Raw genomic sequence first — 11,582 nt, forward strand, 5'->3', positions numbered from 1 at the left:
GCGGTGATCAGCCGCGCGTGATGCCCGACACGTCGTGCAGGTAGCCGATGCGCCCGTCGTCGTGGCGAACCACGAACGTCTCACCCCGGTCCTCGACCACGAGTGCCCACGCCGTGGGCCCGATGTGGAAGATCGGCGTGCCGTAGTCGTCCACGATTTCACGCTGCTCAGGAGCGAGCGCCCAGAACGCCTGCGCGTGGGGGTGCTCGTCGCGCGGGTTGTGCGAGTCGTGGTCGCCCGTGCGGTGCGGCTCGTCTGCCCGGCGCTGTCCGTCGCGCAGGTAGCCGGAGCGGCCGTTCTCGCCGTGACCATCCTCGTCGTGACGCCGCTCATCGGGGCGGTGGTCCTGCAGCGGGTCGTCGGAGCCCCGATCGTCTCGGCCGGTGTCGTCGGAGAGGTGAGCATCGTGGCTCTGTCCGACGTCCGCCTGATCGTCGCGGTCCGCCCGCAGGGGCGCGAACACGTCGGTGTCGCTGTCGTCGCCGGCATGGGCCGGAAGCAGTGTCGTACGCGGGGCCGCCTCGTCGCGCGCGATGTCGGTCGACCCGGTGTAAGTGCCGGGTACGGCGGCGTCGGCGCCGCGCCCGCGAGAGGGCTCTTCGGCCGAGGGCGCCGAGGTGTGGTTCTCCTCGGCGCGCCGCGGAGCGCGGGGTGCACGCGGAGCGCGGGGCCGGGAGACGACGGGACGGATCGGGCGAGCACTCCGGTGCGCGGGAACCTCTTCGCGACCGCGGAAGTCCTCGGCGAAGGGCGGGATGACGGGCCCGAAGACGGTCAGCGCCGCACCGGCGAGCAGCACGACTGCTTCGACCCAGATGACCCACGACCGCGTCCAGATACCGGTCTCGTTGAAGATCACGACCGTGTCCCACACCCAGGAGACCCAGACGAACGCCGAGACGGTGAAGGCGACCGAGGCGAACTGGTCGATGCCGAGGGAGCCGACACGACGGATGCCCTGGGGCGACAGGCGGCGGAGCACCAGGAGCCCCACGGCGACGGTCGGGAGCGCGACGGTGGGAATCCACCACAGTCCCGACAGCCAGACGTTCAGACCGCCGATGAGCACGCCGGATGGCGAGTCGAGGATGTTGATGCGGAAGAAGGACACCAAGAAGGCGACGACCCAGATGCCGAGAAGGGCCACTTCGCGGACGGAGAAAGGTCCGACGCCGTACTGCGGAGCATCGGAGGCGCGAGGGAAGTGGTCGTGGTCGCGTGCACCGGAGTTGGCGTGAGCGGACGCCGGAACGGAACGGTGCTCCCCTGCGTGCACGGATGAGACGGGGTGCTCGAGCGAGGGTGTCTCGTCGGTGGGCGTGGCGAGACGCTCACGATCGGCGGGTGCATCCCCGTCGTGGGGGTTCTGATCGGTCACGATGATCCTTTCACCAGAGCGCCGGAGCGCCTGGTCATCATAATCACGGGCTCGTCGGCATCCGCGGGGGCTTGCAGCGAGAGTTTCGGGGGCGGTTCAGCCGAGGCAGTTCGGCCCGAGCAGACCTTTCAGTTCACCGAACAGGTCGGCCGTGACGCGCACGGGCATCGGCACCTCGAACACCTTGGCGGTCCCGCCTTTGTGCAGCTTGAGAACGACCTCGGTCGAGCCCGAGTGCCGGCGCAGCATCTGTGCGAGCTCGCCGACCAGCGCCTCGTTCGCGCGCTGTTCCGGCACCATGAGCGTCAGACCGCCCGTCTCGTCCAACCCCTCGAGGTCGGGCGCGAATGCGCTCTGCGCGTGCAGGTTGAGACCGTCGTCGCGTCGCGACACCCGGCCGCGCACGACGAGGATCGAGTCGGCCTGCAGCACCGGTGCGAACTCGGCGTAGGTCTTGCCCATGAACATCACGGTCACCTCGCCGTTGAAGTCCTCGACGGTGATCATGCCGTACGGATTGCCGCTCTGCTTCGCCACGCGGTGCTGGACGCTGGTGAGCAGACCCGCCACCGTCACCTGATCGCCGTCCTGCACGTCTTCGGACGCGAGCAGATCGTGGATGGAAGTCGATGCGTGCTTGGCCAGCGGTACCTCGAGGCCCGCGAGGGGGTGGTCGGACACGTAGAGCCCGAGCATCTCGCGCTCGAACGCCAACTTGTCTTTCTTGGTCCACTCGGGTCGCTCGGGGACTTTGACGACCTGCTGCGGTTCGTCCCACAGCGAGTCGAAGTCGAAGCCGACCTCGCCGTTCGCCTCCCGTCGCTTGTCGAGGACGGCGCCCTCGCAGGCGTCCTCGTGCACCTCGACCAGCGCGCGCCGGGTCGACCCGAGCGAGTCGAACGCTCCGGCCTTGATCAGCGACTCCACCGTGCGCTTGTTCGCCACGTGCATCGGCACCTTCGACAGGAAGTCGTGGAACGAGGTATACCTGGCATCCTGGCGCGCGGCGACGATGCCGTCGACGACGTTGGTGCCGACGTTTCGGACCGCGCCCAGACCGAAGCGGATGTCTTCACCGACGGCCGCGAAGAAGCGGATCGACTCGTTGACATCGGGCGGCAGCACCTTGATGCCCATGCGGCGGCACTCGTTGAGGTAGACCGCCATCTTGTCTTTGGAGTCGCCGACGCTCGTCAGCAGCGCGGCCATGTACTCGGCCGGGTAGTGCGCCTTGAGGTAGGCCGTCCAGTACGACACGAGCCCGTAGGCCGCGGTGTGCGCCTTGTTGAAGGCGTAGTCGGCGAACGACTCGAGCACTTTCCACAGCGTCTGCTGCGCGACGTCGCCAAAGCCCCGCTCGGTCATACCGCCGAAGAAGATCTCTTTCTGCTTGTCGAGCTCGCTCTTCTTCTTCTTGCCCATGGCGCGCCGCAGCAGGTCGGCTTGACCGAGCGTGTACCCGGCGACCCGCTGCGCGACGGCCATCACCTGCTCCTGATAGACGATCAGGCCGTAGGTGGTGTCGAGGATGTCGGCGAGGGGCTCTTCGAGCTCGGGATGGATCGGCTCGATCTCTTGCTGCCTGTTCTTTCTCAGCGCGTAGTTGATGTGCGAGTTCACGCCCATCGGGCCGGGACGGTACAGGGCGAGGACGGCCGAGATGTCTTCGAAGTTGTCGGGCCGCATCAGGCGCAGAAGCGAGCGCATGGGTCCGCCGTCGAGCTGGAAGACGCCCAGTGTGTCGCCTCGGGCGAGGAGCTCGTAGGAGGCCGCGTCGTCGAGGTCGAGGTCTTCCAAGACGAGAGGGTGGCCGCGGTTGGCCTCGATGTTGTCGAGGGCGTCGTTGATGATCGTGAGGTTGCGCAGCCCCAGGAAGTCCATCTTGATCAGTCCGAGGGACTCGCACGCGGGATAGTCGAACTGCGTGACGATCTGGCCGTCCTGCTCGCGGCGCATGATCGGGATGATGTCGATGAGGGGCTCGCTCGACATGATGACGCCGGCGGCGTGCACGCCCCACTGGCGCTTGAGGTTCTCGAGACCCAGCGCGGTGTCGAACACCGTCTTGGCCTCGGCGTCGGTCTCGATGAGTGTGCGGAACTCGCTCGCCTCTTTGTACCGCGGGTGCTCGGGGTTGAACATGCCGTCGAGCGGCATGTCTTTGCCCATCACGGCCGGGGGCATGGCCTTGGTGAGACGGTCTCCCATGCTGAACGGGAAGCCCAGGACGCGCCCGGCGTCTTTCAGAGCCTGCTTCGCCTTGATCGTGCCGTACGTCACAATCTGCGCCACACGCTCGTCGCCGTACTTCTCGGTGACGTACTGGATGACCTCGCCACGACGACGGTCGTCGAAGTCGACGTCGAAGTCGGGCATGGAGACACGGTCGGGGTTGAGGAAGCGCTCGAAGATGAGGCCGTGCTTGAGCGGATCGAGATCGGTGATCTTCATCGCGTACGCGACCATCGACCCCGCACCCGAGCCACGGCCCGGTCCCACGCGGATGCCGTGGTCTTTGGCCCAGTTGATGAAGTCGGCGACGACGAGGAAGTAGCCCGGGAACCCCATCTGGAGGATGACGTCGGTCTCGTACTCGGCCTGCTTGCGCACGTCGTCCGGGATGCCGTCGGGGTAGCGGTCGCGAAGGCCGTTCTCGACCTCTTTGATCATCCAGCTGCCCTCGGTCTCGCCCGCGGGGACCGGGAAGCGCGGCATGTAGTTCGCCGAGGTGTCGAACTCGACCTCGCATCGCTCCGCGATGAGCAGGGTGTTGTCGCACGCCTCGGGGTTGTCGCGGAACACCTGGCGCATCTCGGCGGGCGACTTGACGTAGTAGCCGTCGCCGTCGAACTTGAAGCGCTTGGGGTCGTCGAGCGTCGACCCCGACTGCACGCACAGCAGAGCGGCGTGGCTCGTGGCGTCGTGCTGATGGGTGTAGTGGAGGTCATTCGTGCCGACGAGCGGAATGCCGAGGTCTTTCGAGATCTTCAGCAGATCGGTCATGACCCGCCGCTCGATCGACAGGCCGTGGTCCATGATCTCGGCGAAGTAGTTGTCTTTGCCGAAGATGTCTTGGAACTCGGCCGCGGCGGCGCGCGCGGCATCGTACTGACCGAGGCGGAGCCGGGTCTGCACCTCGCCGGAGGGGCAGCCGGTGGTGGCGATGAGCCCCTTGCCGTACGTCTGCAGCAGCTCGCGGTCCATGCGGGGCTTGAAGTAGTAGCCCTCCATGCTCGCCCGCGACGACAGCCGGAACAGGTTGTGCATGCCCTCGGTCGTCTCGGAGAGCAGCGTCATGTGCGTGTAGGCGCCCGAACCCGAGACGTCGTCGCCCTGCTGCTCGGGGGTGCCCCACCGCACTCGCGCCTTGTCGGAACGGTGCGTGCCGGGGGTGACGTAGGCCTCGATGCCGATGATGGGCTTGATGCCGGCGTCTTTCGCGGTCTTGTAGAACTCGTAGGCCGCGAAGGTGTTGCCGTGGTCGGTGACCGCGATGGCCGGCATTCCCAGTTTGACGGCCTCTTGGACCATCGGGCCGATGCGCGCGGCGCCGTCGAGCATCGAGTACTCGCTGTGCACGTGAAGGTGAGCGAAGGAGTCTGCTGCCACGTATCGAGTGTACGTTCGGCCTCCGACATCGCTCCCTGATGTTCGGGGCGGACGCCCAGTCGGCGACGACCGCCGCGCGCGGCTCGGCTACGGTGGGCGCGTGCCCACCCCTGATTTCGTGCTGGAGCTCCGCCGTCACATCGGCAACCATCCCCTCCCCCTCGTGGGGGTGACCGCGGTGATCGTGCACGACGGCCAGGTGCTCCTCGGTCGCCGCAGCGACACCGGGCGGCTCACGCCGATCACCGGCATCGTCGATCCGGGGGAAGAACCCGCCGACGCCGCCGTCCGCGAGGCGGAGGAGGAGGCGGGGGTGCGCATCCGTGCCGAGCGGCTCGCGTGGGTGCACCAGATCCCGCGGGTCACCTACGCTAACGGCGACCAGAGCGACCACCTCGACCTGACATTCGCGTGCCGGTGGATCTCGGGCGAACCCGTGCCGCTGGACGGGGAGATGACCGAGGTGGGGTGGCATCCGGTGTCGGAGGTCGAACGGATCATGGATGCCGACATGGCCTCGCGCGTGCGCGCGGCACTGACGGAGGGCTCGACGCGGTTCGAGGGCGGGCGCTGAACGCTAGAGTTCCCGTCGCATGAGGACGCGCGGGAATCCGGCCAGCACCGACGTGGTCTGCGCCGCGAGCACGAAGCCGCCCGCCTCGAACAGCCGCTTCGTGCCGACGTACGCCATGGTCAGGTCGACCTTCGCGTCGCCGTTGTCGACGGGGTATCCCTCGACCACCGATGCGCCGTTGTCACGGGCGAACGCGACGGCTCCGTCGAGCAGGGCATGCGAGATGCCGCGGCCGCGATGACCCGGCCGCACCCGCACGCACCAGATGCTCCAGACGTCGCGATCGTCGACGTGCGGGATTCTGCGGTTGCGCGCGAACGATGTGTCGCGACGCGGGTGCACGGCCGCCCACCCGACCACCTCGTCGCCCTCGTAGGCCAGCACGCCGGGGGGCCCCTCCCACAGCAGGTCGCGGACCCGCTCCCCGCGCTCGGGCCCTTTCAGAGCCACGTTCTCCGCGGAGGGGATGCGGTAGCTCAGACACCAGCACACCGACGCATCCGGGCGTTTGGGGCCGACCATCGTCGCGATGTCGTCGAAGTCGGTCGCGGCCCGAACCCTGATGTCCACCCGACCCAGGGTGCCGCACTCGGTCGTCGGAGGGAAGACGTGCCCTCAGGCTCCGTCGCCGAGCATCTCCAGCGCGTGCGCGAGATCGGGCGGGTAGGGCGACTCGAACGAGACCCACTCCCCCGAGCCGGGGTGCGTGAAGGCGAGCCGGTGGGCGTGCAGCCACTGGCGGGTCAGCCCCAGGCGCGCGGACAGCGTGGGGTCGCCCCCGTACAGCGGATCGCCCGCGCACGGGTGCCGGTGAGCGGCCATGTGCACGCGGATCTGGTGGGTGCGGCCCGTTTCGAGGTGGATTTCGAGGAGGGACGCCCGAGGGAAGGCCTCGAGGGTCTCGTAGTGCGTGATCGAGTCCTTGCCGTCGGGGGTGACGGCGAACTTCCACGAGTGGTGCGGATGCCGCCCGATCGGGGCGTCGATGGTGCCGCTGAGCGGATCGGGATGTCCCTGCACGACCGCGTGGTAGATCTTCTCGACCTCGCGCTCTTTGAACGCGCTCTTGAGCAGCGTGTAGGCACGCTCGGTCTTGGCGACCACCATGAGACCGCTCGTCCCCGCGTCGAGGCGATGGACCACTCCGCGTCGTTCGGCCGGACCGCTCGTGGCGATGCGGAAGCCCGCCGCCGCCAGCGCGCCGAGGACCGTGGGGCCCTCCCAGCCGAGCGAGGGGTGCGCGGCCACGCCCGCGGGCTTGTCGACGACGACGATGTCGTCGTCGTCGTGCACGATGCCGAGGTCGGGAACGGCGACCGGCACGATCTCGGGCCCGCGCTTCGGCTCCCATTCCACGCTCAGCCAGGTGCCCGCACGAAGGCGGTCGGACCGACCGGCGGGGCGACCGTCGACGCTCACTCCCCCGGCGTCGGCGACCTCGGCCGCGAACGTGCGCGAGAAGCCGAGCATCTTGGCCAGGGCTTGGTCGATGCGCGTTCCGTCGAGCCCGTCGGGGACGGGCAGGCTCCGCGACTCCATGTCAGCGGGTGCCCTGCTCGGGTGACGGCTCGACTTCACCGTCGGCAGCGGCATCGGCCTCGGCCGCCCGCGACGCGCGGGTCTCGCGCGTGCCGTCGAGACGGAGCCCCATCAGCACGAGCATGGCGACGGAGATCATCATCGAGACGATGAAGATGTCGGCGACGTTGTAGATCGCGGGCATCATCCAGGGGGTCGAGATGAAGTCGACGACGTGCCCGACAGGAAACCCCGGCTCACGCACGAGACGGTCGGTGAGATTACCCAGCACTCCGCCGAGGAGAAGGCCGAGAACGACGGCCCACAGCCGTGACCGCACGCGCCGCACGGCGAGGAAGGCGATGACGCCGGCGACGACGGCCAGCGCGATGGTGAACACCCACGTCACGCCCTCGCCGAGCGAGAAGGCGGCACCGGGGTTTCGGACGAGGTAGAACTGCAGGGCGTCGCCCAGCACCGGTACGACGCGCTCCGGGGGAAGAGAGTCGATGGCGACGGTCTTCGCCAACTGGTCGGCGGCCAGCACCAGCACCGCGAGTATCGCGATGACGATGCCGGCCGCCGCCGGACGCAGAGGAGAACGACTGCGCAAAGAGTGGTCCTACAGACCGATCGCCGACACCGGCGTCGAGCCCGAGGACGTCGCGGTGGTGTCGAGGTCGCGGAGCTGACCCTCGATGTACGAACGCAGCTGCGAGCGGTAGTCGCGCTCGAAGTTGCGAAGCTCGGTGATGCGACCCTCGAGCGTCACACGCTCCTTCTCGAGACGGGCACGCTCTTCGCGGCCCTTCTGCTCGGCCTCGGCGACGATGGACGCCGCCTGGGCCTGCGCGTCGCTGACGAGCTGGTCGCGCTGCGCGCGACCCTCGGCGACGTGCTCGTCGTGCAGGCGCTGGGCCAGCTCGATGATGCCGGCGCTCTGGGCGGCGGGCTCGATGTCGGGGGTCGGCGTCGACGCGACAGGAGCAGGCGCGGGAGCCTCTTCGACGACGGGCTCCGCGGCGGCGGGCTCGGCGACGGGGGCCTCGGTCGCGGCGGGGGTGGCCTCACCGGACTCGTAGGCCGCGAGCTTGTTCTTCAGCTCGTCGTTCTCAGCGATCGTCTTGCGCCATTCGACGACGATCTCGTCGAGGAAGTCGTCGACCTCGTCGGGGTCGAAACCCTCTTTGAAACGCACGTGCTGGAACTGCTTGGTGACGACGTCATCGGGGGTCAGTGCCATGGTGATTCCTCTTTCGAGAGCTCTGATGAAGAAGGGGTGGGGGTGTCGCACCGAGGCGTACCGCTTCGGAACAGCATAGCCGCCGCCCCTCCACAGTGTCGAAGTGCACTGTCGAAGTGACGGCGGCGATGCGCGTCACGCGGCCGCGAGGGACCGGGTGACGCTGAGCAACAGGAAGCAGACGAACATCACGATCGCGAAACCGAAGTCGATCGCGATCCCTCCGATGCGCAGGGGCGGGATCACGCGACGGATCAGCTTGATAGGCGGATCCGTCACCGTGTAGACGATCTCGGCGAGCACCAGGGTGGCGCCACGCGGACGCCACTCCCGGTTGAACATCGGGATGTACTCGAGCACGAGGCGCGCGAGCAGGATCACGATGTAGATGAACAGGATGACGCTGAGAATGGAGCCGACCAGGCTCAGGACGGCCACGACGCGTTACTGGGACGCGAAGGGCGCACCCTCGGGGTCGGCCTGCGCGATCGCACCGTCGCCGGAGACGGCGATGTTCTCGGGCGAGAGCAGGAACACCTTGCTCGTCACCCGCTCGATACGTCCGTACAGCCCGAGCGAGAGTCCGCTCGCGAAGTCGATCAGGCGACGCGCGTCGGCGTCGCTCATCTGCGACAGGTTGATGATGACCGGAATGCCCTCGCGGAAGTTCTCGGCGATCGTCTGCGCGTCGCGGTACTGCTTGGGGTGCACCGTGAGGATCTCGCTCACGGGCCCGGCAGTGGGCTGACGCACCACGGCGGGGCGGTGCAGCGGGGTCACCGGCGCGGCCTTCTCGATGGGAGCAGCAGTCTGTGCGGGCTGCTTGCGCGCGATGGGCTGCGGCGCTGTCTCCTCATAGGTCTCTTCCTCGTCGGCGAGGCCCAGGTACACCATCGTTTTCTTGAGGGGGTTCGACATCGCATCCTCCGTTCGCTCGTCTGGTTCGAGGCTAGTCGCGCGGGGGCCTCGGGCCCGTGATTGCAGAACCGATCCGCAGGTGTGTCGCGCCCATCGCGATCGCTTCGGGGAAGTCGCCGGTCATCCCCGCCGAGATCCACTCGGCGTCGGGCACCACTGCGCGCACCGCGTCGGCCGACCGGCGCAGCCGTTCGAACGCCCGCGCGGGTTCTTCGTCGAGCGGCGCGACGGCCATGACGCCGCGCAGGCGCAGGGTCGACAGACCCGCGACGTGGGCCGCGAGCTCCTCGACACCGCTCGGGTCGACCCCGCCGCGGCCCGTGTCGTCGGTGAGGTTTACCTGGAGCAGCACGTCGAGCAGGCCGTCACCGTCGGCGGCGTCGAGCGCGTCGGCGATGCGTGCGCGGTCGACCGAGTGCACCGCATCCGCCGCCGACCGCACGGCCCGCGCCTTGTTCGTCTGCGCCTGGCCGATGAAGTGCCATCTCAGATCCGGGATGCCATCCAGCTCGGCGCGCTTGGCGGTGAGCTCCTGCTGACGGTTCTCCCCCACGTCGCGCACACCCAGGGCATGCAGCTCGGACACGAGCGTCGCGGGGTGGAACTTCGTGACGACGATCCGGGTGATGGCGGCGGCGTCGCGGTGCGCCGCGCGGGCGGCATCCTGAATGCGCTCGTCGACGGCGGCAAGACGATCGGCCAGGGCGGTGTCCATGGGGCTCCTTCGACGACGAGAGCGGGCCCGGTGGAGACCGGACCCGCTTTCGTCGGAGAGATCGTGCGTGCTTACTTCAGGAAGTCGGGCACGTCGAGGTCGTCGTCGGCGTAGCCGTTGTCGTAGGAGGTCTCGGGCACGCGCGCGGTGACGGGTGCCGGCTCCGGGCGACGCTCGGGGGCGCGTTCGGTCGCGGCCTTCTGCTCCTCGGCCGCGTCGAGGTCGCGGGCGACGTCATCGGCGGGGATTGCGGGCAGCACCGGGGTGGAAGCCGGACGCTGGGCGGCGACGGGATCGATGCGCAGCGACGGCTCGCCCCCGTCGAAACCGGCGGCGATCACGGTGACGCGCACCTCGTCGCCGAGGGTGTCGTCGATGACCGTACCGAAGATGATGTTCGCCTCGGGGTGGGCCGCTTCCTTGACGAGCTGGGCGGCGTCGTTGATCTCGAAGATACCGAGGTTCGATCCACCCTGGATCGACAGCAGCACGCCGTGCGCGCCCTCGATCGACGCCTCGAGCAGCGGGGATTCGACGGCGAGCTCAGCGGCCTTGATGGCGCGATCCGCGCCGCGGGCCGAACCGATGCCCATGAGGGCCGAACCCGCACCCTGCATGACGCTCTTCACGTCGGCGAAGTCGAGGTTGATCAGACCCGGGGTGGTGATCAGGTCGGTGATGCCCTGGACACCCGCGAGCAGAACCTGGTCGGCGGTGGCGAAAGCCTCGATCATCGAGATGCCGCGGTCGCTGATCTCGAGCAGGCGGTCGTTGGGCACGACGATGAGGGTGTCGACCTCTTCCTTCAGGCGGCCAACGCCGGCCTCGGCCTGGCTCTGCCGACGGCGCCCCTCGAACGAGAAGGGCTTGGTGACGACGCCGATCGTCAGCGCGCCGATCGACTTGGCGATCTTCGCGACGACCGGTGCGCCACCGGTGCCCGTGCCACCACCCTCGCCCGCGGTGACGAAGACCATGTCGGCGCCGCGCAGGGCCTCTTCGATCTCCTCCGCGTGGTCCTCGGCGGCGCGACGGCCGACCTCGGGGTCGGCGCCCGCGCCGAGTCCCCGGGTAAGCTCGCGTCCCACGTCGAGCTTGACGTCGGCGTCGCTCATCAGCAGCGCCTGCGCGTCGGTGTTGATCGCGATGAACTCCACGCCACGAAGGCCGAGCTCGATCATGCGATTGACGGCGTTGACGCCGCCGCCGCCCACACCGACGACCTTGATCACGGCGAGGTAGTTCTGGTTGTGGCTCATGCCGGCCTCCGTTTGTCCCCGAACCCGAAACTCTAAACCTCATGTTGAGGGTTAAAGAATTGCCCGGTATGCAATTCCTTAGCTCGAAGGTAGGTGTCGGATCGGATGCCGCTCGCCCGACACGCGGAGTGTCGGACTATCGCCTCGCAGATCCGCGACGCCTGCCCGGGCCGGACGCTCGTGGAGGACGCACGACAGGGGTGGCGCCCGCCGTCGACCTCGGCGCACGACGGCTGCGGGGCCGGCCCGCGCACGACGCCGGCCTCCGCCTGCTCGCGCCCGCCGCGGCGATCGGTCCCCACCGCAACGGAGCGCGACGCCGGCGTTCACGAACGGACGACGCCCGCGTCCGGAGAGGTGACGTCGTA

The 11,582-nt window shown here is 68.5% G+C and carries 11 protein-coding genes; 1 reads left to right on the forward strand and 10 read right to left on the reverse strand.

The genetic code is table 11. The annotated features are described in order from the left end of the window. Window positions 1-7: 7 nt before the first annotated feature. Both RWP81_RS08885 and dnaE read right to left on the reverse strand, forming a co-directional pair. Window positions 8-1,378, reverse strand: coding sequence for a hypothetical protein (locus RWP81_RS08885; RefSeq protein WP_314455013.1), 1,371 nt, complete (start codon window positions 1,376-1,378; stop codon window positions 8-10). 96 nt (window positions 1,379-1,474) lie between these two features. Beyond that, entirely contained in the window at window positions 1,475-4,939 is a 3,465-nt protein-coding gene (gene dnaE, locus RWP81_RS08890; RefSeq protein WP_399540568.1) for a DNA polymerase III subunit alpha, read from the reverse strand. A 148-nt stretch (window positions 4,940-5,087) separates the two neighbouring features. On the opposite strand from dnaE, the gene RWP81_RS08895 reads away from it, so the two are divergent. Further along, window positions 5,088-5,561, forward strand: coding sequence for an NUDIX domain-containing protein (locus RWP81_RS08895; RefSeq protein ID WP_314455019.1), 474 nt, complete (start codon window positions 5,088-5,090; stop codon window positions 5,559-5,561). Between the two features lie 3 nt (window positions 5,562-5,564). On the opposite strand, the gene RWP81_RS08900 is transcribed toward RWP81_RS08895, so the two are convergent. The 8 genes from RWP81_RS08900 to ftsZ form a co-directional block, all read right to left on the reverse strand. Continuing rightward, window positions 5,565-6,131 carry a GNAT family N-acetyltransferase gene (locus RWP81_RS08900; RefSeq protein ID WP_314455022.1) on the reverse strand — a complete coding sequence of 189 codons (567 nt, stop codon included), beginning with the start codon at window positions 6,129-6,131 and terminating at the stop codon, window positions 5,565-5,567. Window positions 6,132-6,176: 45 nt separating this feature from the next. Further along, window positions 6,177-7,100, reverse strand: a complete 924-nt coding sequence (locus RWP81_RS08905) for an RluA family pseudouridine synthase (protein WP_314455025.1) — start codon at window positions 7,098-7,100, stop codon at window positions 6,177-6,179. Between the two features lies 1 nt (window position 7,101). Continuing rightward, entirely contained in the window at window positions 7,102-7,692 is a 591-nt protein-coding gene (lspA, locus tag RWP81_RS08910; protein ID WP_314455028.1) for a signal peptidase II, read from the reverse strand. A 9-nt stretch (window positions 7,693-7,701) separates the two neighbouring features. Then, window positions 7,702-8,322 (reverse strand): DivIVA domain-containing protein, encoded by a 621-nt coding sequence (locus RWP81_RS08915; RefSeq protein WP_314455030.1) that lies wholly within the window; start codon window positions 8,320-8,322, stop codon window positions 7,702-7,704. 135 nt (window positions 8,323-8,457) lie between these two features. Then, complete coding sequence (locus RWP81_RS08920; protein WP_055957458.1) at window positions 8,458-8,760, reverse strand: YggT family protein; 303 nt, start codon at window positions 8,758-8,760, stop codon at window positions 8,458-8,460. 6 nt (window positions 8,761-8,766) lie between these two features. Beyond that, window positions 8,767-9,240 (reverse strand): cell division protein SepF, encoded by a 474-nt coding sequence (locus tag RWP81_RS08925; protein WP_314455035.1) that lies wholly within the window; start codon window positions 9,238-9,240, stop codon window positions 8,767-8,769. A 31-nt stretch (window positions 9,241-9,271) separates the two neighbouring features. After that, entirely contained in the window at window positions 9,272-9,955 is a 684-nt protein-coding gene (locus RWP81_RS08930) for a YggS family pyridoxal phosphate-dependent enzyme (protein WP_314455038.1), read from the reverse strand. A gap of 71 nt (window positions 9,956-10,026) precedes the next feature. Then, entirely contained in the window at window positions 10,027-11,214 is a 1,188-nt protein-coding gene (gene ftsZ, locus RWP81_RS08935; RefSeq protein WP_314455041.1) for a cell division protein FtsZ, read from the reverse strand. Window positions 11,215-11,582: the final 368 nt, after the last annotated feature.

Origin of the sequence: uncultured Microbacterium sp., from assembly GCF_963521695.1 — a bacterium.
Taxonomy (GTDB): Bacteria; Actinomycetota; Actinomycetes; order Actinomycetales; family Microbacteriaceae; genus Microbacterium.